The sequence below is a fragment of the Saccharothrix sp. NPDC042600 genome, assembly GCF_040647305.1.
Taxonomy (GTDB): Bacteria; Actinomycetota; Actinomycetes; order Mycobacteriales; family Pseudonocardiaceae; genus Actinosynnema; species Actinosynnema mutabilis.
On sequence record NZ_JBEZBW010000132.1, the window covers coordinates 1 to 21161 of the forward strand.

Consider the following 21161-nt stretch of genomic DNA (forward strand, 5'->3'; position numbering starts at 1 on the left):
CAACGCCGCCGCACAAGCGGCCGAGGACGCCGCGGGCCACGCGGGCAACTCGACCACGGCCGCCGCCGACGCGACCCGACACGCCGAGGCCGCCACCACCGCCGCCCAGGCCGCGGTCGACGCGGCCACCGAGGCCGGGAAGATCTTCGACGCCGCCCGCGCGGCCGACACCGCCCGGTTGGCGGTCCAGTACGAGCAGGCGGTCGACGCCGCGCGTGCGGCGGCCACCGCGGCCCGTGCGGTACCGCCGCCACCGGCGTGGGACCTCGACCAGGCCTCGCGCCGTGACCCGGAGACCAACCGGCTGATCGCCGAAGCGACCACGCCGGGCGCCGACCCGGGGCTGGTGGTCTCGCACGGACGCCGCATCGCGCTCACCCTGGCCGGCTCCCCGGGCCCGTGGACCAGTGCCGCGGCGAACGCGGCACTGGTCGGCTCCGACGACGAGGTCCGCGCCTGGGTGACCGGCGGGATGGCTCGGGCCGCCGGACGCGACGACCGGCTCACCCTCACCTCCCTGGCCGACCAGGGCAGCCAGGCGTTCCGGCAGGCCGCCAAGGCGGCGCTGGAGGGCAGCGACGCCGACGTGGCGCGGTTGCTGCGGGAACGCGACTACCGCGGCCGCGACATCGAGGATCGGGTCAAGGTCAACCAGGTCCTGGCGCAGGCCCGTGGCCTGGGCCGCACGGTCACCGCCCAGACGGCGCAACGCGCCCTGGACAACGCCACCGGCACCGCCTACCGCGCGTTCCTGACCACAGGCCGCTACCGGGCCGGCGTCACCGACGACCGCGTCAAGGTCAACCAGATCATCTCCCAGGCCGACCCCACTTCCGAGACCTGGGCGATGGCCCAGGCCGCGCTCAACGGCCCACCGGCGGTGATCCGCCAGTTCCTTGAGGTAGGCCGGCACACCGCCGCCCGCCATGACGCCGACACCGCGGCCCACCTCGCCGAGGTCCGCGCCCTGCTCGCGACCGCGACCAGCGCCGCGGCCACCGCCACCGGGAACGCGCTGCACGCCCACGAGGCCGCAGCCCGCGCCCGCGGCGCCGCCGCTGAAGCCGACGGCTACGCCCGCCAGGCAAGCGAATCGGCCACCCAGGCCGCCGAACACGCCCGCCAGGCCCACGACCACGCCACCGCGGCCGAGCAGTCCGCCCAGCAGGCGGCGGAATCCGCCAAGACCGCGCGCACCGCCGCGGACACCGCCGCAGGCGCCGCCCGCGAGGCCACCCGCTCCGCCGTGTGGGCCCAAGCCTCCGCCACCCAGGCCGCAGGCCACGCCCACACCGCGGTGGAGGCCGCCCGCCGCGCCTACACCTCCGCCCTGGCCGCCGGCCGCGACGCCACCGACGCGCTCAAGGCCGCCGAGCAGGCCGACGCCGAGGCCGTCGCCAAAGCCAACGACGAGATCGTCCAGGACGCCCTCGCCCGCGCCGAGCACTGCAATGCCCGCTACGGCAACGAACCGGCCAAACGCGACGACTGCATCCACCAGATCACCGAAACCCCCGAGGAGCAGACCGAACGCGCTTACCGCAACGGACAACTCTGCGACATCCTCTACGGCCACCAACGCCGCGGCCCGATCTACGACAACTGCACCGCCGACGTCCTGAGCCCCGACTTCCACACCAACCGCGGCCTGGAATTCGCCGAAGCCGCCCGCGCCATCGCGGACGCCGCCGCCACCGCGATCGCCATCGCCGGCCTGATCACCGTCGTTGCCACCGTCGCGGTGCTCTGCGTCGCCTCCGTGGTCTGCGGCGGCGTACTACTCGCCCTGACCCCCGAAGCGATGCTGTTCTACCCCGCCTGGGTCACCGGCGCCTACGCCGCAGCCGCCGGCGCCACCGCCATCGCCACCGGCGTCCGCATCACCGCACAACTCGAGACCGCCACCGTCGAAAGCAGGACAACCTCGACGCAGGTCTCACGTCTCGCCGAGACCTTGGCGCAACTCAAACGACGCCTCAGGGTGTGCGAACCGAACAGCTTCACCCCCGACACGCGCGTCCTGATGGCCGACGGCACCGCCAAACCCATCAGCCAGATCCACACAGGCGACCAAGTCACCGCAACCGACCCCGAGACCGGCGACACCGCGCCCCACTCGGTAGCAGCCGTCATCACCGGCAGCGGCATCAAACACCTCGTCGACATCACCGTCGGCGACGCCGGTGACCACACCGGCACCATCACCGCCACGCACAACCACCCCTTCTGGGTCGAGAACCGCGGCTCCTGGACCGACGCGTCCCTACTCCGCGAAAACGATCAACTTCGCGACAACACGGGCCTCCATCACGCGATCCAGCGACTCACGGTCCGCGCCGACACGACCACCGTCCACAACCTCACTGTCGAGCGCCTACACACGTACTATGTTCTCGCAGGTCAGACGCCGGTTCTCGTCCACAACAACGGGTCGTGTGGAACTGGCACGGTTTGGGACGACATCGTCGGCACTCAACCCGTCATCCCGGGTACCGGCGGTGTGCCGAAATCGTTTGAACTGACAGCCGGAGGAAAACGCGTTTGGGTGCACGGGAACGTAACCGATCACTTCGCCGAGATGGCTAATTCAATGGCTGCGAGAGGTGCGAGTCCAGAGATGATCGGCGTTGCCTCACAACAGCAGCTCAGAAGTCTTCAGGCGGCTGTCGCAGATGCTACCCGTGGAGGCGTTCGACTCAATCAACGGATGACAGTCGGCGGATGGCAACTTGAGTTCAGGAAAGCCCCCGGCGACGCACTTCCAGTGCTCATTCACGGACGTTATGTAGGGTGATCTGATGTTCAAGGTGCTGAAAAGCGTAGAGTGCTCAGTGGCAACGGCCTCGGCTGACCCCTGGATACCTCTCACGGTGTCGTGGCAGCTCAGGTTGCGTGGACGGCCGCTCTACCTCTGCGTCACGGGCGACGACGGCGGTTACGTTGAGCTCAAGGTGGACCCTGACTCTGGGGCGCTCTACGCACTTGTGCTGGTTGATCTTCCGCCGCTCACTGATCGGCCTGTCGAACATGCTCCGGTCGAGCGCGAGTCGCTGTCCCCAGTATTTGATTTGGACCTGTGGGAATGGAAGATCACTCCTGATTACAAGGAGCCTGCGAAGTTTGATGTGGACGCTACGAGTTCCCTCGCTTATTCGACGGTAGGTGACCTGTCTGCACTGTGGTTCTCCTGTTCTCCTGTTGGTCGATACTTGGAATGTGGCGAGGTGCGGGTTGGAGTCTCGGACATCGATGAGCTTGTAAGCATCGTCGTCCGCCGGCCACCTGTCATCAAGCCAGATTTGTCGATGGCGTAGGCCCTGGGCTCCGGTTTGACGATCTCTTGAGCGAGTGCAGGCGTTCCGGCTGCGCCCCGCTACGATTTGCCTGCGGCTCGGACTTTTATGGCGCACCTGGTCTATGGGAACAGATGGACGAAACGTTGACGGTATAGGAAGAACTGATGCCCGACCTGCCGTGAACGAACAAACAGTGCGTGCAGTGGCGAGACCGGCGGTCGCGCCGACATTTCGAAGAGTATCTCGTGGAAGGGCTGACGTTGTGGTGCGAACAGTGACGTGGGTTGCCGCGACTGCGGGGTTGGCGGTGTTCGGAACGATTGCGGCTGTGAGCTTGGGTTCTGCGGCCGCCGAGGAGCACGCAGCGCAGGAGGTGTCCCTGGTGGAGGACTTCGCCTACCCCGGCGCGGAGCAGATTCGCCGGCGTGACGACGTCCGTCTGATCTCGGGCGACGGTCACATCCTTTATGTTGACGACAAAGATTGCGGGACGCCGCGTCCCGAGTTCATCACGGTCTACACCACGGACCAGATCGGGCGTGGCGGCGAGGGCGTGGTGTGCTTCCGGGTAACCGGCCCGTCGGGTCATCTGACGTTGGAGCTGCCGGCGGTCTTCGAGATCCACAGCGGCGGTCGGAAGGGGCACGCCGATGTCTCGACGGGATCGGGCGAGCGTGCGTCGGTGGACCTGCGCACCGTGGGCAGCACCCAGGTGGGGGTCGGGGTGGCCGGCGGCGAGCCCGCGACGCTGCTGCGGCTGGAGATCACGCCATGACCCCGGCGGGCCTGGCTGCCGAGTGTGGCGGCCACACGCGGCGCCAGAGAGTGCGCGGGTTGCACCCGACCTGGGGCGCCCTGCCGAGGAAGCGTCGCGGCGTGGAGAAGGTGTGAGGGATCGATGAGGCGGCTGTCGTTGGTGTTGGGCGTGTGCGTCGGGTTGGGCGTGGTGGCGGTACCGGTCGCGTCCGGGCTTCCGGGCACGGTCGTGGCGCAGAGCCTGCAGACCCACGTGGTCCGAGTGGTGGCCGACGGCCGCGCGTGCACGGGTGCTGTGGTGGGGCCGCAGTGGGTGGTGACGACGGGTGCGTGTGTGCCGGAGGATCCCGATACCCAACCGAGCGTGACCGTTGACGGCGGTGGTGTGGTCGGCGTGGTCAGCGTGGCGCGGCACGGCGGTCGAGGCCTTGCCCTGCTGGAACTCGCGACCCCGGCGGCCGATGTGGTCCCGGTGGCCTAAGTCGGACGTCGGTGGCGGTGGGCGAGTCGGTGGACGCCACGGGGTTCGGCCGCACCGCGACGGAATGGATTCCGGCCCGGCCGTCCACCGCCGCGTTCACGATCGTTCGAACCGTCGGCGACCTGGTGGCGTTGGCCCGAGCGGGGCAGTTCCGCGGTTCGGGTGGACGACGTCGCGGACTGGATCAGGGACACCGTCGACCCTTCACGGCCCCGGTTCGGGCCGGTTGTCGGAACTGCTGGGCTGTGCCTGCAAGTGGTGGACGGCCGTGTCGACGACGGCGCGCCGGTCGGTGTCGGCTCGTGCAGGGGCACGACGTCCGCAGGGGATGGGACGCGCAGGATGGTCACGTCGGCTCAGGACGGAACGCTGCGGGTGCACGGCAAGTGCCTGGACGCGGCGGGTGCTCCGGCGCCGTGGGGACGGCCGCTGGTCCGGTTGTGGTCCTGCGACGGGTCGGATCAGCAGCGGTGGCAGGCACGTCCGGACCGGTCGGTGGTCTCGGCGTGGAACGGGTCCTGCCTGGACGGCACCTTCGGCAGGGCGGGTGACCCGGTGACCACCGATCCGTGTCATGGTGGCGACAGCCAGAAGTGGGACCTGCCCACCCGCTACGCCGACTTCGGCACGCTGGTCGGCGCTGGCGGCAAGTGCCTGGAGACCGCCGACGGCCACTCCGAGGCGGGCACCGCTGTCCGGCTGGGTGCGTGCCTGTCACCCTTCTATGCGCCCGGCGCGGCGCGGCAGCACCTCACCCACGCCCCCGACGGCACACTGCGGGTGTTCGACAAGTGCCTGGCCTCGGGCGACGCGGACTCGACCGTGGTGGTGAAGGTCTGCGACGGCACCGACTCCCAGCGGTGGCTGTCCCGGCCCGACCACGGCCTGGTGGCCGCCTCGACCGGCCTGTGCCTACACGACGAAGGCGACTACGCAGCCGTCACACGGACCTGCACACCCAGCGCCGCACAGGCGTGGCGGTTCACCAAGCCCGCACCCGCTCCCGTCGGTGCGGACCGGTTGTCGCCCGGCGAGCGGTTGGCGAGCGGACAGTCCAAGACCTCGCCGAACGGCTTGTACCGGCTGGCCATGCAATCCGACGGCAACCTCGTCCTATACGACAACACCACCCGCCAAGCGCTGTGGAACAGCTTCACTTTCGACACCGGCGCCACCTACGCCGTGTTGCAGACGGACGGCAACTTCGTGCTCTACAGCGACTCCGGCCAAGCACGATGGGACTCCCACACCTGGGGAAGCGCGGCCACACGCTTGGTCGTCCAAAGCGACTCCAACATCGTCCTCTATGGACCAGACGCCACACCCTACTGGCATCGCTGGATGCGACCGCGCGACTCACAGGAAGTCGGTCAGGCGGTCGCAGGCCAGGTCCCAGGCGCGGGTACGCGTTCGTGTCGCCGCCGGGAGGTGCCGGTCACGCCGACCGTGGGTCAGTGCCCGAGCGGCGATTCCGCATTGCGGCTGCCGGCGGCAGGTGCGCCTGCGTCGGGTGTAAAAGATCTTGAATGCGGCAATCCGGTGATCCGACCGGTCCGCCGGTCGGGGCGGAGGAGGTCGCACCTCGGTGGATCGGGGTGGAGATGGCGGGAGGTTTGATGACCGGCCGTGATGTGGATAGGCGGGAGCACACGACGCAGGGGGCGTCGCCCGTGCCGGGTGGTGGCAGGTGGAACGAGGTGGCGGTGCGGCTGGGCAGGATCGCCCGGTCGTTGCAGGACCAGGACAGCGCCCGGGACACCTTGGACGAGGTGGTGCGCACGGCGGTGGAGGTGATCCCCGGCGCCTGGCACGCCGGGGTGACGATGGTCGTGGGCAAGCGCCGGGTGCACACGGTCGCGCGCACCGCGGACATCGTGGACCGGGTGGACCAGGCCCAGTACGACACCGGGCAGGGCCCGTGCCTGGACGCGCTGCTCCAGCAACTCACCGTCACCGTGCCCGACCTGCGCACCGAGTCGCGGTGGCCCGCCTTCGCCGAGCGCGTGCGCGGGTACGGCGTGCTGAGCATGCTGTCGTTCCAGCTGTTCGTAGGGGCCGACGACCTGGGCGCGCTCACTCTCTACTCGTCGCGGCCCGAGGCGTTCGGCCGGGACTCGGAGGACGTCGGGCTGCTGTTCGCCACCCACGCCGCGGTCGCCCTGGCCACCGCCCGCCGCGAGGAGCAGCTGTTCGTGGGCATGTCCAGCCGCGACCTGATCGGCCAGGCCAAGGGCATCCTGATGGAGCGCCACAAGATCACCGCCGACGAGGCGTTCGCCGAACTCACCCGCGCCAGCCAGCACTGCAACACCAAGCTGCACGACGTCGCCGACCAGCTCACCCGCACCGGTCAACTGCCCACCCGACCCGCACGCGACAGCTGACCCCGCCGCGTGTGCAGCCGGCACCGTTCGGCAACGGGCAGGATGCGGCCCAGCCGGGCCTGCGCGAAGAACCCAGCCCCGCCGAGGGGGTGGCTGTTGGACGACGAGACCTCGTGCGAGCGGGTCCACCGGGCGTCGCCCCGGCTGCCCGGTGGGCGCCCTTCCGGATCGCCGCCCGTTTGCGGATCCAGGTGTCGGCGGCGGGCGAGGCGCTGATCTGGCCGGGAGGGAAGGCCGACCCGGTGTGGTCGCGCGAAGCCGTCGGACCGAAAGTGTCGCCTTCCCCACGCTCACCGTCGACGGGAAGGTGTTCCGAGCGCAGGCAGACGAGTCGCCGGACCGACGCGGAGACGCGCGAGCGCTTCGGCCGAGCCCAGCTCGGGGCAAACCGGTGGACAAACCGAGCTTCACCCCGGTGCGCGTCATGAACACCGGCATCGCCGCGATCCGGGCCGCGGACTTCGAGGCACCGTTGCGGCTGGACTTCGGCGGTCGGCAGGTCGTGGACGTCGAGGTGATCGAAGCGGACCGGGTGCTTCGCTGGATGCGACGACGACAAGCCGTGGCCGCCCGTAGGCAGCGACGCCCTGGTACTGCCGAAGGTTCCGCTCAACCCAAGCACCGGATCAAGCTGCTGGTGCTGCTGTCCGGCGACCCCGACCCGGAGGTCAGGCCGTCGGTCTCGTGCGAGGCGTTCGTAGCCGGTGGGCGGGTGTTCACGACACCACGACGGGCGGCGGGCCGAGTCGCCGCACGATGTGGCTGAGCGGTGTCGCCACTGTGGTGGTGAGCGGGTCGGTCGCGCTCGTGGTGTCGGGGGTGGTGGCGCCACGCTCGTCGGACTGCGCGCCCGGTCGGTTGGCCGTGGAGGGGTCCAGTGCGTTCGCGCCGATCGTGCCGAAGGTCGCCGACTCCTACATGGCCCGGTTGCGGTGACGTCGAGGTGTTGGTGGCGAGTGTGGCGACCTACACAGGGCTGGACCGACTGGTCGATTCGGCCGGGTCGGGGCACCCTCCGATCGCGATGACCGACGGCCCTGCCGACGGCCTCCGGTACAACCGGCTCGTGCCGCACCCGGTGGGCACTGCCACGTACGCGCTGGTGGCACACAAGGTAAACCGACACTCGGCCGGAGGGTTCGACTACGGTCCGCCTTCCGCCGCAGGCTTCTGGCCCGCCGTGTCTCTTCCCGGCAGTCACGCGGCACCCCGGAACCGTGTCGGCGCAGCGACACGGACAGCCGGCTCGGACGAGGGTGAAGCCGCCCTCGGGCTCGGCACGGTCCGCATCGACGGTACGTGCGCGTGTCCGCGCAGGCCTCGCAATCTCGGACTCGAAGTCCGGACGGCGTCGAACCCGACCCGGGATCGGGCCAGGTACGTCACCCGGGGACGATACCCGTGGTCGACGTGGCCGGACCCTTCTGACGTGTACGCGGTACCGAGGGACTCACTCGAAGGCGTGGTCTGAGCTGGATCGGCACATGGCTGGTTCATCCTGCGGGTATCCAGGCTCCTGGAACAACGACCGCTGGAGGTTGTGACATGGACATCGCGAAGCGGGTGTTGACCGCACTGGTCCTCGCCGCTGCCCTCGTCGGAGCTCCCGCAGCTCCAGTGCTGGCCGATCAGGCCGCGCCGCACGCCACGGCGGTGGTGGCCGCCCAGGAAAACAACGATGACGACGACAGCAACGGCAACTGGGGCTTGCTGGGTCTGCTCGGTCTGCTCGGCCTGTTGGGTCTGGCGGGCCGCAAGCGGCACCAGGTCGCCGATCGCACCATGGGTCGGTGACGCGAACCGGCCGACCAGGTCGTCGAGAAGCGGGAGCCGGCCATGCGCTTCGGCAACGGACGGGTCGAGTTCTGGGGCGGACGTGCGGGGTGCCTGACGATGCTGGTGGTGTCGGTGGTGTTGTCGATCCTGCTGACCATCGTGCTGAACGCCATCCTGTAGCGGCGATGCGTCTTGACGTACACGCACCAAGTGCCTCGGTCGAATGGATCGGGCATACCACCGATCGGGTTCACGCGGCGCCTGCCGTGTTGGTGTGCGAACCGGTGCGGACGAGCCCAAGCGCGCAAGGTGGATCAGGAGTCGTGGAGTCAAGGCGATCGCGCCGACACCGGCACGGCAGTCGCCGCGTCCCGCCGGCTCGCGCGCCGGGGCACATGAGCCCGCCGGACTCCCCGAACGGCCATTGACGCTGGGCCGGGCGACCCGGCTCCGAGGCCGCAGGCAGCAGCGGTCCGGATGCGCGGCAGACCGGGGGCCAGCGTGGCGTCGGGCGCATGGGTCCGGACCCGACGCCACGCTACGTGCCCACTGGCGGCGTGTCGTCCTCAAGTCGGGTCAGTCGCGGGAGAGGGGGCCCGTCAGCGAGCAGGCCGTGATCGGTGCACGAACCCGCCTGCGCGAGTTGGTCGACAGAGCCATCCGACCGCGACGGCTCACGTGACCGGAATCGCGGTGTTCGGCAGCCTCGGCACGGCCGTTTACCGCGACCAGGTCGCCGCTCGCGCACGGGCGCCCGCCGAGGCCACCCCTACGGACAGCATGGTCGGCGCCTTGCGGTCAGCAGGCTTTCCCGGTTCGCTGGTTCGACGATGTGTTCGCTCTGCGCAGGACTCGCCGGTGGCCGGCGACGTAGAGTTGGGAGGGGCAGCGGGCGCATCGGCCGATTCCACGATGGTAGTGGTGTGCATGTCCGAGTGATGTCCACTCCACCGCGCATCCGGAGGTTGACCCCCGAGTCGTGCTGGGGGCCTTTCACGATGCGTTTGTGCGCCGGTCGACCGTGCCCGGCTCGGCGGCGCACACCTCCTGAGGCGCGCTGGTCCCTCTGTTCCACGGGCCCGTGCCGGCGGTGGTGAGCACGTCCACCCGCCCCGACTCGTGCACGGGCCGGCAGACCACGTGGTCGTCGTTGGCCGGCCAAGATGTCCAGCACCGCTGGCACCCACCGCACCGTCGCCGGCAACGCCGTCCTGCACCTCGCCCTGTACTCGACTGGTCCTGTCTGGTGTGCCGGCCGCCGCCCTGGCGAGACCCAGGAGGCGAATCCGGTAGGCGAGCGAATCCCGCCGGTGGGACGTGAGCGCCAGCCGACGGTTGGCAAGTGCGCTGGGACTTCCCTCCGAGCGTGAACGCGGGACCGGGCGCCACCCTCCTGCGGCTTGGGCGCTACGAGTTCGTTCGCCATGATCGTCCGGTTGGTCGTCGCCGGGGTTGCCCGCGATTTCGAATGGCTGTTCGACGTGTGCCCGCGAGGACGGCGAAGCCGGTGGCGGAGGTGGGTGACCTGGTCGAGGGGCGCTACCGCCTGGTGGAGCGGGTCGGTGCCGGTGCGATGGGTGTGGTCTCGCAACGCGGGCAGCACCGGCTCCCGCCACGCCGTCGAGCCGGCCAGGCCGTGCAGCAGCACTACGGCGGGAGCGTCCGCCGGTCCGTTCACCAGCACGTGGATGTCCCCGCCGTCCAGGCGCACGATCCGCTCGCCTTGAGCCTGCGCGGTCGGCGCCCGCACGGTGATCGTGTTCACCGCGAGCAGGACCACCAGCCCTCGGACGACCGGCAGCGGGAGCCGCCACCGTCGTCTCCTACCCTGCGGCTCGCCCATGGCTCCTCCACCGGTTCGGTGCGCCCCACACTGCCGCCGACCGGCCGCCGGGGTTTTGGAGAAAGTCCGCTCGTAGAGTCGGGGTGTGCCACCACGTGACTCCACCGCCGACTGGGAGGTCGCGCGCCCCGCGCGGACGGGTGCCCCGGCCGGCGTCGACATGGCCGGGTTCCGCATCGGCGACGACCACCCGGTCGAATTGCGCGCCTTCCCGCACCCCGCCGTCACCGTGGCCGTCGGGTTCGGCGACCGCCCCCTCGACGTCCATGCTGAGGCCGGGCGCATCCGTTCTGGCGGCCTCGTCGCGGGCTTGGGCTTCACCGCGTTGCGAGTGCGCGCCGATGGCATCCAGTGCGTGCAGGTGCGCCTGTCGCCGTTGATCGCGCACCGGGTGCTCGGGGTCCCGCTCGCGGAGCTGCGCGGCGGCGTCGTCACGCTCGACGACCTGTGGGGCCGCGACACGCCCCGCCTGCGCGAGCGGCTGCACCACACCCGCACCTGGGCGGAGCGGTTCGCGGTGCTCGACGCCGAGCTGCGGGTTCGACGGCAGGCCGGGAAGCCGGTCGACCCGGAGGTGGCTTGGGTGTGGCGGCTGATCGTGGCCGGCCGGGGCCGGGTTCGGGTGAGCGACCTCGCGGCGAGGGCGGGGTGGAGCCGCCAGCGCCTGTGGTCGCGCTTCGGCGCGCAGCTCGGCTTGACCCCCAAGCGCGCGGCGATGCTGGTCCGCTTCGACAACGCCATCCACCACCTGGTCCGCGGGCGCAGCGCCGCGCTGGTGGCGGCCGATGCCGGCTACACCGACCAGCCCCACCTGCACCACGACGTCCGCGCGTTCACCGGGGGCATCACCCTCGCGAGCGCCGCCCGCGAGCCGTGGCTGACCGTCGACGCCCGCGCCTGGCCGGACCCCGTGGTCGGCTGACGGCGCGCGCGTCAGCCGAGCAGTTCGTACTCGAACCGCTCCTCCCCGCCAGCCCGGCGGTCGTGCGCGGCTGTTCGTTTGCGCCGTCGCGCGCGCCGGGTGTGTGGAAGGCTCGATCGCGACGGGCTGCTTCGACGGCGTGATCAGCCCCGCACCGGGCCGACGAGTTCGCTGTGCCGGTTCGTCCGAGTCCGTGTCGTCGTCGACGACGATGCGGGTGTTCCGAGCGAGGACTCTGCCGGCCGTCACCCCGAACATCCGGTGGAGCTGTCGCTGAAGTGGGCGGAGGAGGCGAACCCGGCTTCGACGGCGGCTGCGGTCAGGCTGTGTCCCGTGCCGACCGCGCAGGCTACGCGGACCATCCGCGTCCACAACCTGTAGCGGCGGGAACTCGTCCGAGCGTGCACGGGGAACAAGTGCGGGAAGCGGGATGTCGACAGGTGTACCCGGCCGGCGACGTCCGCCGCGCTCAGCCGCTCGCCGGCGTCAGCGCGCATGATGTGCAGCGCTGCGCGGATCCGCTCGTCCATGTGAGCCGGGTTCGAAGTGCCGAGCAGTTCCACACGCTTTCCAGGTCGCGGAGAGCGTCGCCGCGAAGACGGCGGACCATCGCGAGTTCGTCCGGGTGACCGAAGTGGATGCCCAAGGTGTGTTCGCGCATCCGATCGCGGACCGAGGTCACCTCGGCGGTGTGCGGGTCCAGGTAGCAGAACAGGACCCTGCCTCCGGTAACGATGTGGTGCCGCGTGCGAGAGGGATCAGGGCACTGCGGACACGTCGCTCACCCACGGGATCGGCGCGCGGCGTGAACGGCTCGTCGATGCCCACCCCGAAGCAGAACACGGACCCGGCGTGCGGGTCCAGGTGCAGGGACGGTCCCAGATAAGCGGCCCGCCCCACCTGGACCCGGATCGTCGCCCGCCCCTCCGGGCAGCACGTTTCTGACAGCGGGAGGTCGGCCACGTCCACGATGCTCGCACAGACACGAGCAGCCGATCGACGGAGAGTGGCACCGCGATGCGAGTACGACCGGCCCGCGAGCGGGGCGGACGTTGCTCGTCGTGGCCGGACTGATCAACATCCTGCCCGGTGTCGGCGCGCTGTCGGTTCCGGCGCGGAGGCGGCCTACGGGATCGACACCACCGGTCCGGACCTGCAGGCCCTCATGCGCCACCGCGCCGTCCTGCTCGCGCTGGTCGGTGGCGGCTGCGTCGTCGCGGCTTTCCGTGCGCACCTGAGGCCGGCGGCGGTCGTCGCCAACACGGCCAGTTGCGGCAGCTTCCTGCTCATCGCACTGGCGGGCGCACCGGTCAACGGGGAGCTGACCTGGTGGCTTGGATCGACGCTGCGGCGCTTCTCGTCCTGTCCACCGGCGCGGTCCTGACCCGTCCCCGCATCGGTCGTCGACGTCCGGGCTCCGCTGTCGGGACACCAGCATGAAGAACATCCCGTTGGTCATCGCCGCCACGTTCTTCGTGGCCATGGGGATCTACGCGCTGCTCGCACCCAAGGCGCTGGTTCGCCCGTTCGGCATCACCATCGACACCCCGGAAGCCCGCTCCGAGATCCGAGCCGCCTACGGCGGCTTCGGCCTTGCCGTCACCACCGCGCTCATCGTGGCCGCGCTGAACGTCGGCGGACTCCGAACCGGAATGGTGATGGCGGTCGCCGCAGCCCTCGCCGGCATGGCCCTTGGACGGCTGCTCTCCCGCCTTACGGATCAGCCGACCCCGTTCTACCCCATTTGGTTCTACTCCTGCGTCGAAGCAGCCGGGGCCACCCTGCTGGCCGCCCCCTGACGCGGTGCACGCCATCCGGGAGGTCGAGCACCCCGCACTGGTACCGGCATGCCCAGCGCCGGCGGCTGTGCCGTCATTCGCACCCACAGCACGTGCCGGTGTGCCGGGTGGCGGGGTGCCGCACCCCGCCACCCGGCATGTGGCCCGCGTCCGTGCCGCGCTTGCCGAGGCAGCCCCGCTGTGCGGGGCGCTCCGGCGTGCGGTGCCGCGCGCGTCCCCGGTGCCTGGTCAGTGGCGGTCACCGCACATCGCCCGCTGTTTGAAGGTCGTGAGCGCTTCGTCGATGGGGTGGGGCTGGGGATTGCCCGACGAGTCCAGCTCGTTCCACCGCGTCAGGTTCACCGCGACGGACATCCGCCGCCCACCGTCGGCTCGTACCCAGGATTCCGACGCGGCTCCCCAGGTGGAGCCGTCGTGACCCCAGAAGGTGCCGCACCCCGGGATCTCCAGCTTGTGCAGGCCCAGGCCGTAGTCGATCAACTGCCCGTCGAGGGCGATGACCGGGACCGTGTGCTGCATCTGCGCGAGCGATGAGTGGTTGACGATCTCACCGGCGAGCAGCTTGCCGAAGAAGTCGTTGAGATCCTCGACGGTGGACACCAGGCCGGCCCCCATCATCACCCAGGACATGTTGTAGACGCTGTAGTCACGCGGCGGGTCGAGGTGCCCGAACAGCGCTTCGTACATCCGCGAGTGCGGTCCTTCGATCCACGGCCCATCCGGGAACCCGGTGTGCCGGAGCCTGGCGCGCTCGATGACGTTGCGGGTTATGTAGTCCTCGGCGGTGGTACCGGTCACCCGCTCCAGCAACTCCCCGAGGAGCAAGTAGTTGGTGTTGGAGTACACCCCGGGAGTGCTCCCGGGCTCGCCGGTGGCGGGCGCATCGACCCCCATCCCGATCAGGTCGGTCGTGCGGAACTGCTTGAACCGGTTGTTGTCCAGGCTCTGCGCCGAGATGTCCGGCAGTGACGGCCATTCCTTGAACGACGGGAACGCGCGGGGGAGGTACTCGGCGAGGCCGCTGGTGTGGTTGACCAGCATCCGAACCGTGATCTTGTCACCGCGCTCCCCTGGGACCAGGTGCGGCAAGTAGGCGCTGATCGGCGCGTCCAGCCCGATCCGACCGCGCTCGACCTGCTGCAGGACCGCCGCGGCGACGAAGGTTTTGGTGATGCTTCCGACGCGCTGCCGCATGTCGGGCCGGACCGGGCGTCCGGTGCGGACGTCGGCGACGCCGGAAGCGCCGCGCCAGACCCGGCCACCATGCCGCACCTCGGCGTACACCCCGGGCACCCCGGCGTGGTGCACACCGTCCAACGCGGCCCGCAGCACGGCAGGACCGGGTTCGGGCGTGGCAGCCGCCACCGGCGTGCTCGCGCCGACACTGAGCGCGGCCACGCTCGCCGATATCACCAGTTGGATCTTCATGACATCCTCTCGATCAACCGGCCGAAGGTCCGGGGTCGCGGTGATTCGGTGAACCGCCGTTATCACGACGTCGGCGCGGATCGCCACAACGCGGCTCAACGGTGCCGGGCCGCCGGTCGGGTTCGACCGGCCGGCCTGTGTCGAGCCTGCAACTCACCGCTGTCGCAAGGTTCACGATCACCGATCTACGGGGGATGACCGGACCACCGGTGCCCCGGCGCGAACTGCCACCCCGTCTCCCTGTTGTGCGCTTCGTCCACGACCCCTCTGCCGGTTTGCGTGCAACCACCCTGCCGGTGCGCGACCGCCGGAGTCTTGGAGAAATGTTCCCCACACGGAGTGAGCTGGAGTGAACCGCCACGGCCTCGATGAGGATTCCTTGCCGGTGCCGGTACCACCCGGAAACCGCAGCCGCGCGTGGAGCGAGGTGTCCCCGTGTCCAGGGAGGCTTGCTCGGGCATGGTGGTCGGCGAGACGACGACCTTGGCGAGCCGGCGAGTGGCGGAGGTGGCCATGGCGGAGTTGACCCCCAGACCGAACGACGACGCAGCACTACAGGAGGCTTTCTGCCTCATACCCCTGCTCGTCGAACGTAGGCAACGGTGGGGCGTCAGACGCGCTGCGGACGAAGGTCCCGTCGCCGGTCACCAGCATCGTCAATGACTCAGTTTACCAGACGCGCCGCATTGGCGGACCGATAGAGCATTCTCGGGCACGATGGCGGCAAGTAGTCAGCTGTGTCTTCGTGCCATTCGAGTGTGCGGAACAGTCTGCGCAGCTGTGAAGGTCGTCGCGATATTGTCCCTGCATTCAACAAAAGGGTACGGCCTCGTAATGTACCGAACTTGATCGGCTGACAGCCCGACGTGACCCTGCACTCATTCCGTTCAAGTCCTGGGGCGAGACCGGGGACCAGCTCGTCGACCCGGCGAGCGACCTCTTCCGGTCGCGGTTCCTCGTCGAACCCGGTTGTTCCTGGGTGATCCTGCCGGAACGGCCTTCGCCACGGTCGTCGAGCAGCTCCGCCGACGCCCTGAACCCGGCCACCTGCAGTCGCCTGCTGTTGTTCGGGTCGTGCGGGTCCGCCTGGACCCGCACGCGGACACCCCCTGGGGAAATCCACGCCGACCGGCGAGTGGCCGATCTCCACAACCGCATTGGCCGCGTAGAACTCCATGGGGATCTCCGCGTTGACCGCTGGCGGGCCCGGCTGCCTGGCCGATTCGGTGCCTACCGCGGCAGGCGTCCCACTCGCGACCATCGCGACGGCTACGCCGACCGCCGCCGCCACCGATGGCCTCGTGCGCCGTTCGACTCGGGTAAGCACGAAGCGCTCCTTCCCGGTGCAAGGCAAACCGACACCGCCACCTTCGAGCACCACGTGCGGCGTGCCAATCACATCCATCCGGCGACGGAGTGACGCACGCGCCGACCCGCAGCCCTGATGACGTCCATTCGGCACCCTGGGCGTGCGAGGTGGACTTCACCTGTCGGAGCACCTCTTGCTCTCCAATGGGGACTCCTCCGACATGGGACTCCGCCCGTACCGTCGCGAGTGCGGCAAGTGGTGTGTGCGGCCGTGTCGAACGGAGATCCGAGATGAACCGACGTGTCACGGCGCTGGCGACGGCGGTGACCGTGCTGGTCGGAGTGCTGGTCTGGACGGCGGACGCCCGGACCGCGCGCAGCCTGCCGGTCCGGCCGGGCGCGGTGGAGGACGTCGAGCAGTTGCCGGATGCGTTGTGGTTGCCGGGAACCGGCGGGGGCGTACCGCTTCACCTACTGGTCCACCGGGTCGCACCACGAACCCGTCCGCGTGGGCGGTGTGCTCTTCGTCCCGGCGGGGCCGGTGCCGGAAAGCGGCTGGCCGGTGTTGTCGTGGGAGCACGGCACGGTCGGGCTGGCGGCGAAGTGCGCGCCGTCCGTCGACGGCTACCCGCCGCACGTGCGCGACCACCTGGCCACCTGGCTGGAGAAGGGGTACGCGATCGCCGCCTCGGACTACGTCGTCAATCGCCCTTCCGGCGTCCACCCCTACCTCGATGGCAGTACGGCCGCGCGCAACGCCGTCGATGTCGTCCGCGCCTCGCGGGAGGTCGTTCCCGCGTTGCGCCGACTGGGTGGCGATCGGTCACTCACAGGGCGGTCACGCCGCCCTGTTCACCGCCACCCTCGCCACCGACTACGCGCCCGACCTGCGCTACCTGGGCGCTGTGGCGCCGGCGCCCGCCTCGGACATCGCCGAGCAGTACGTCGAGGGAGTCGGTCCGGGCACCCCGGACGACGTGCCGGCTGGCGGTGTCGCCTACTTCGGCTACGTCCTGCGCGGGCTGAAGGAGGCGCGGCCGGCGTTCGACCTGGCCGGTTACCACACCCGGTCGGGAGCGGCGTTCATCGAGCAGGCCGAGCGGCTGTGCCTGCGCGAACTCGTCGACCACGTGGCCGAGAAGGGCGTCACGATCGGAGATTCGCTGCGTGAGCCGATGTCCGAGGGCACCCTCCCCGTCGTCGCGCCGCAGGTGATCGACGTGCCACTGGAGGGTTACCAACGCCCTGTTTTCCTCGCGCACGGCAACACCGACGTCGACCTGCCCCTCGCGTTGAGCGAGGCACTGGTGCGGGAGTTGGAGGCCGCCGGCGTGCAAGGACTCACCTTCCGGGTCTACGACCGCAGCGACCGCCGCACGGTGCTGGCGGCCTCCCTGGCCGACACCGCCCTCTACGTCGAGGCCCTGTTCCGCTGAACGGCGCTGGCGCACGAGGCGGAGACGGGCTGATGTCCACCGCCCGGCACCCGGAGTCCCCCCTGGGTACCGGGCGTGCGGCGCGATCAGAACAGCAGGTTGCCCGGTGCGTCGGGGTCGTTGCTGGTGTAGAACTCGATCGCCGCGTCCTCGCTGCCGGCTCCGCTGGCGCGGTGCGCCGTCTCGAACTCGTCGCGGCTGATGTAGCCGTCGTCGTCCCGGTCGTACAGGTCGTGGGTGGCGTGGACGAGCTTGGTGACGACCTGCGTGAACTGGGGGGTGCCCGCGGCGCGGACCCCGGCGGTGCGGAACTGCTCGACGCTGATGCGGTCGCTGACCCGGCCTGCGCGGCGAGGTGGTCCCAGAACTCGGTGATCGCCTCCAGGTGGCGGCTCGCCTTGTCCGGGGAAGCGGCGAGCGCGGCGCTGACGCGGGCGCTCAACGCCTCGACCCCGTCCCGGGTCATGTACCCGTTGTGGTTGATGTCGTTGATCGAGAACACGCGATCGAACTTCTGCTCCGGCAACGAGGTGGTCATCTGACATCCGTCCTTTCGAAACGGTTCGACACCCTTGGCGCGGCGGCGTTCCGCAACCCGGCCCGCGCTCGCGGTGTGGCCGGCCCGACGGTAGGACACCGGTGGACCGGCTGCCACGAGTCGCGGTGATCACCCAACGATCGGTCGACCCTCACTCGGACAACCCGACGCACAGCGATCAACGCGCTGAGGCACACGACGCGGTCCTTCCGGATCGGGTGGAGTCTTTGATGCTCGGGTGAGTGACTTGGCGAAGTCGTCGTCGGTCTGTTAGGTGTTGCGGCATGGATCTTCGCCGGTGGGCGGGTGTGGCGATCGACGCGATGGGCGAGTGGCAGCAGGAACACGGTCGTTTCGCCGAGCACTCCGCCCAACGGGTCGAGGACGCCGACTTCCAGAACGCGTTCCGTGATTTTCTTTCGCGTATGCGGGACGACTACCCGTTCTTCCACCCCGCCTACGTCGGGCAGATGGTCAAGCCGCCGCACCCGGCTGCCGTCGTGGGCTACCTCGCCGCGATGCTGGTCAACCCGAACAACCACGCCCGCGAAGGCGGACCGGCCACAGTGGACATGGAGCAGGAGGCGAACGCGCAACTGGCTGGCATGGTCGGCTTCCCCCGACACCTGGGGCACCTGACCGGTGGTGGCACGATCGCCAACCTCGAAGCGCTGATGGTGGCGCGGGAGTCGCACCCGGGCAAGGGGATTGCGTTCAGTTCGGAGAGTCATTTCACCCACGCCCGGATGTGCCACGTCCTCGGTGTCCGGGGTCACGAGGTCCGGGTCGACGGCCGGGGCCGGATCGACCTCGACGCGCTCGCCGAGGTGTTGCGCGGCGGTCAGATCGGCACGGTCGTGGTCACCGCGGGCACCAACCGGTCTCGGCGTGGTGGACCCGATCCACGAGGTCGTGCGCCTCGCACGACGCTACGGTGTCCGGGTCCACGTCGACGCCGTGTACGGGGGTTTCTTCACTCTCCTCACCGGCCGCGAGGACGCCGCCGGCCTACCCGCGGAGCCGTGGCGCGCGATCGCCGACTGCGACTCGGTGGTGGTCGACCCGCACAAGCACGGCCTCCAGCCCTACGGGTGCGGTGCGGTGCTGTTCGCCGACCCCGCCGTGGCGCGGCACTACCGGCACGACTCGCCCTACACCTACTACACCCCGGCCGCGCGTCACCCAGGCGAGATAAGCCTGGAGTGCTCACGACCCGGAGCCTCGGCGGCGGCGCAGTGGCTGACCTTCCAAGTGCTCCCGCCGAGCCCGACCGGCCTCGGCTCGATCCCGGCGGCGTGCCGACGCGCGGCGCTGGACTGGGCGGACCGCATCGAGCGGTCCGCGCACCTGCGGCTCTACCAACGACCCGATCTCGACATCGTCACCTAACTCCCCCGGTCGATCCCGAATCCCTGTCCGAGTGGACACCGCTTCCCAGTGGCTGGCTCACCGCGCTCGCACGGCGACGGCGGACGCCGTGCACGTCAGCCACTGCGCGTCGACGCCGACGCCTTCACCCGCCGCCACCCCGCCACGGCCCGCGACGCGCCGGGGGCGTCGGTGCTGCGCAACGTGTTGCTCAAACCCGAGTCGGAGGACCACCTTGCCCTGATCCACCACCGGGTCGAGCACTTCGCCGCACAGACAGCGGACCGCGTCGGCATTCATCGCTGACCCCGACGCGCTCCCGCAGGTCCGCCCGGCTCGCCCGGACGAGGCCGGTTGGGCGGCAGCGCTGCTGGCGTCCGGCTTCCACGACGACGCCGTGGCCCGTTGGCTGATCCCCGACGAGCGGGAGCGCCGGGCGATGCTGCCCGGATTCTTCCGCGTGTACGTCGACTTGGCGTTGGCGTTCGGCGACGCGCACATCGCCCGAGACCCCGACGGCCACGGCGCGGTGGTGTTGGCGCACTCGCCGGACGCCGTCCTGGCAGCGGACCACGACGGGCACTGGGAGCAGCGGCACCGCGACGCACTGGGCGAGCACTTCACCCACCTGGCGGTCATCTCCTCGGCGCTGCACGCCGCCCGGCCACGTGACCGGGGTCCGTTCGCCTACATCAGCTTCGTCGCCGCCGATGTGAAGTACCGCAGGACCGCACTCGCCTCCAACATGGCCGCGTACGTCGTGGACCACTGGGCGCGCAAGGGCGTCGGAGCCTACGGCGAGGCCAGTTCATCGGAGGGAGCGGTCTCGGCGGGCCGCGTGGGCTTCCGACCGATCGGCGAACGGGTCCGACTGCCGGACGGCCACGGCTTGCTGCCGATGTTCCGGGCACCTTCGATGGAGCGGACATGACGGAGACTGGCGGGCCGGGCGCCTGCCTTGGCTTGGACGTGGCCGATGAGGGACGTAGACGTACTCACCACCGCGGTTGAACGCCATCATCAGCGGAGAACCCAAGCCGCCGCCCGCTCGGATCGGGATCCGGTGGTGGATGTCGTGGGTCGCGGGTCGGCCACCAGGACACCCCCTGTCGTTCTCGGAGATCGGTAGGCGGTACAACTCGCCACCCGCGGCGAGCCGGCGTTGGACGCACCTCGGGAGTTCCCCGTACCGGAGGACCTCGCCGCTGCGCAGATCGATCGCGAGGGTCTCGTCCCAGTGACCCACATGCACCGCGGTGCCGTCCGGCATGAGCGCGATGCTCACCACCCTCCCCGCGTCGGGGTAGGTGAACTCCTGGCGGATCACCTCCTCGCGCAGGTCGAGTTCGAGGACCACGCTCCCGCAGGCACAGGTGTCGACGCCGACGTAGGCCCTCTCGTCGTTCGGGCCGACGACTACCGGGGTCGTCATGTGCATGATGGTGGGCAGCGGAACCCCGTAGCCGGGCAGGACGATCCTGGACAGCTCGTCGAAGGTGCCGGTGTGGACGACTTTCAGGTAGGGGTCTTGGTCGATCGCGTCCCGGACGACGAAGTAGGCGCGCTCCGCGTCCGCGCTGAACCCGATCGTGCCGGCCATCCCGTTGGCCATGTCCTCGGGGAACTCGGCGACCACCTTGCGCGTGGCGACTTCCACGCACAACCGGCTGTTGTCCTTGCACAGGTACACGTGCCTGCCGTCGGACGACGATATCCGCCCCGCAGATTCGTCTAGGGCGTGTCTGATAATTGATCTTGTGGTGCGTCGTGGTGAGTTGACCGATCAGGCGTGGTCCCGGATCGAACCGTTGCTACCCGCTGGAACT

Annotated in this window: 19 protein-coding genes; 16 read left to right on the plus strand and 3 right to left on the minus strand. The window is 70.0% G+C overall.

The features are described 5' to 3' along the window. The 10 genes from AB0A74_RS38875 to AB0A74_RS38920 all read left to right on the plus strand — a co-directional run. The coding region (locus AB0A74_RS38875; RefSeq protein WP_358257661.1) for a polymorphic toxin-type HINT domain-containing protein at positions 1–2794 on the plus strand (2794 nt) is incomplete at its 5' end. Between the two features lie 4 nt (positions 2795–2798). Continuing rightward, positions 2799–3314 (plus strand): hypothetical protein, encoded by a 516-nt coding sequence (locus AB0A74_RS38880; RefSeq protein ID WP_358257663.1) that lies wholly within the window; start codon positions 2799–2801, stop codon positions 3312–3314. A 364-nt stretch (positions 3315–3678) separates the two neighbouring features. Beyond that, positions 3679–4071 carry a hypothetical protein gene (locus AB0A74_RS38885; protein WP_358257665.1) on the plus strand — a complete coding sequence of 131 codons (393 nt, stop codon included), beginning with the start codon at positions 3679–3681 and terminating at the stop codon, positions 4069–4071. A gap of 123 nt (positions 4072–4194) precedes the next feature. After that, complete coding sequence (locus AB0A74_RS38890) at positions 4195–4533, plus strand: trypsin-like serine protease (protein WP_358257667.1); 339 nt, start codon at positions 4195–4197, stop codon at positions 4531–4533. 162 nt (positions 4534–4695) lie between these two features. Continuing rightward, complete coding sequence (locus AB0A74_RS38895) at positions 4696–6150, plus strand: ricin-type beta-trefoil lectin domain protein (RefSeq protein ID WP_358257669.1); 1455 nt, start codon at positions 4696–4698, stop codon at positions 6148–6150. After that, positions 6150–6917 carry a GAF and ANTAR domain-containing protein gene (locus AB0A74_RS38900; RefSeq protein ID WP_358257671.1) on the plus strand — a complete coding sequence of 256 codons (768 nt, stop codon included), beginning with the start codon at positions 6150–6152 and terminating at the stop codon, positions 6915–6917. Before AB0A74_RS38895 ends, AB0A74_RS38900 begins: the two co-directional genes overlap by 1 nt. Positions 6918–7308: 391 nt before the next feature. Next, positions 7309–7683, plus strand: coding sequence for a hypothetical protein (locus AB0A74_RS38905; RefSeq protein WP_358257672.1), 375 nt, complete (start codon positions 7309–7311; stop codon positions 7681–7683). Next, on the plus strand, positions 7674–7853 hold the full coding sequence (locus AB0A74_RS38910; protein ID WP_358257674.1) for a hypothetical protein: 180 nt from the start codon (positions 7674–7676) through the stop codon (positions 7851–7853). The genes AB0A74_RS38905 and AB0A74_RS38910 overlap by 10 nt, the downstream gene beginning before the upstream one ends. Positions 7854–8462: 609 nt before the next feature. Further along, entirely contained in the window at positions 8463–8711 is a 249-nt protein-coding gene (locus tag AB0A74_RS38915) for a WGxxGxxG family protein (protein ID WP_358257676.1), read from the plus strand. A 1910-nt stretch (positions 8712–10621) separates the two neighbouring features. Next, positions 10622–11458: a helix-turn-helix domain-containing protein gene (locus AB0A74_RS38920; protein WP_358257678.1), complete on the plus strand. Its 837-nt coding sequence runs from the start codon at positions 10622–10624 to the stop codon at positions 11456–11458. A gap of 245 nt (positions 11459–11703) precedes the next feature. Here AB0A74_RS38920 and AB0A74_RS38925 read toward each other — a convergent pair whose 3' ends face one another. Continuing rightward, entirely contained in the window at positions 11704–12021 is a 318-nt protein-coding gene (locus AB0A74_RS38925) for an AraC family transcriptional regulator (RefSeq protein ID WP_358257680.1), read from the minus strand. 602 nt (positions 12022–12623) lie between these two features. On the opposite strand from AB0A74_RS38925, the gene AB0A74_RS38930 reads away from it, so the two are divergent. Continuing rightward, complete coding sequence (locus AB0A74_RS38930) at positions 12624–12842, plus strand: hypothetical protein (protein WP_358257682.1); 219 nt, start codon at positions 12624–12626, stop codon at positions 12840–12842. Between the two features lie 52 nt (positions 12843–12894). Further along, positions 12895–13257, plus strand: a complete 363-nt coding sequence (locus AB0A74_RS38935) for a DUF4345 family protein (protein ID WP_358257684.1) — start codon at positions 12895–12897, stop codon at positions 13255–13257. Positions 13258–13485: 228 nt separating this feature from the next. Here AB0A74_RS38935 and AB0A74_RS38940 read toward each other — a convergent pair whose 3' ends face one another. Further along, entirely contained in the window at positions 13486–14685 is a 1200-nt protein-coding gene (locus AB0A74_RS38940; protein WP_358257686.1) for a serine hydrolase domain-containing protein, read from the minus strand. Positions 14686–16805: 2120 nt separating this feature from the next. Between AB0A74_RS38940 and AB0A74_RS38945 the strand changes: the two genes are divergently transcribed. From AB0A74_RS38945 to AB0A74_RS38960, 4 genes are all read left to right on the plus strand, one after another. Continuing rightward, positions 16806–17429 (plus strand): lipase family protein, encoded by a 624-nt coding sequence (locus AB0A74_RS38945; protein WP_358257688.1) that lies wholly within the window; start codon positions 16806–16808, stop codon positions 17427–17429. A 32-nt stretch (positions 17430–17461) separates the two neighbouring features. Further along, positions 17462–17971, plus strand: coding sequence for a hypothetical protein (locus AB0A74_RS38950; protein ID WP_358257690.1), 510 nt, complete (start codon positions 17462–17464; stop codon positions 17969–17971). Positions 17972–18855: 884 nt separating this feature from the next. Next, on the plus strand, positions 18856–19356 hold the full coding sequence (locus AB0A74_RS38955) for a pyridoxal-dependent decarboxylase (RefSeq protein WP_358257691.1): 501 nt from the start codon (positions 18856–18858) through the stop codon (positions 19354–19356). Between the two features lie 48 nt (positions 19357–19404). Then, entirely contained in the window at positions 19405–19641 is a 237-nt protein-coding gene (locus AB0A74_RS38960) for a hypothetical protein (protein ID WP_358257693.1), read from the plus strand. Positions 19642–20143: 502 nt separating this feature from the next. On the opposite strand, the gene AB0A74_RS38965 is transcribed toward AB0A74_RS38960, so the two are convergent. Then, positions 20144–20971 carry a hypothetical protein gene (locus tag AB0A74_RS38965; protein ID WP_358257695.1) on the minus strand — a complete coding sequence of 276 codons (828 nt, stop codon included), beginning with the start codon at positions 20969–20971 and terminating at the stop codon, positions 20144–20146. Positions 20972–21161: the final 190 nt, after the last annotated feature.

Coding starts and splice junctions, on each gene's coding strand:
- AB0A74_RS38950 (WP_358257690.1), top strand. CDS start 17,462: ATGTCCACCGCCCGGCACCCGGAGTCCCCCCTGGGTACCGGGCGTGCG.
- AB0A74_RS38940 (WP_358257686.1), bottom strand. CDS start 14,685: ATGAAGATCCAACTGGTGATATCGGCGAGCGTGGCCGCGCTCAGTGTC.
- AB0A74_RS38930 (WP_358257682.1), top strand. CDS start 12,624: ATGCGCCACCGCGCCGTCCTGCTCGCGCTGGTCGGTGGCGGCTGCGTC.
- AB0A74_RS38890 (WP_358257667.1), top strand. CDS start 4,195: ATGAGGCGGCTGTCGTTGGTGTTGGGCGTGTGCGTCGGGTTGGGCGTG.
- AB0A74_RS38935 (WP_358257684.1), top strand. CDS start 12,895: ATGAAGAACATCCCGTTGGTCATCGCCGCCACGTTCTTCGTGGCCATG.
- AB0A74_RS38915 (WP_358257676.1), top strand. CDS start 8,463: ATGGACATCGCGAAGCGGGTGTTGACCGCACTGGTCCTCGCCGCTGCC.
- AB0A74_RS38910 (WP_358257674.1), top strand. CDS start 7,674: ATGTGGCTGAGCGGTGTCGCCACTGTGGTGGTGAGCGGGTCGGTCGCG.
- AB0A74_RS38880 (WP_358257663.1), top strand. CDS start 2,799: ATGTTCAAGGTGCTGAAAAGCGTAGAGTGCTCAGTGGCAACGGCCTCG.
- AB0A74_RS38900 (WP_358257671.1), top strand. CDS start 6,150: ATGACCGGCCGTGATGTGGATAGGCGGGAGCACACGACGCAGGGGGCG.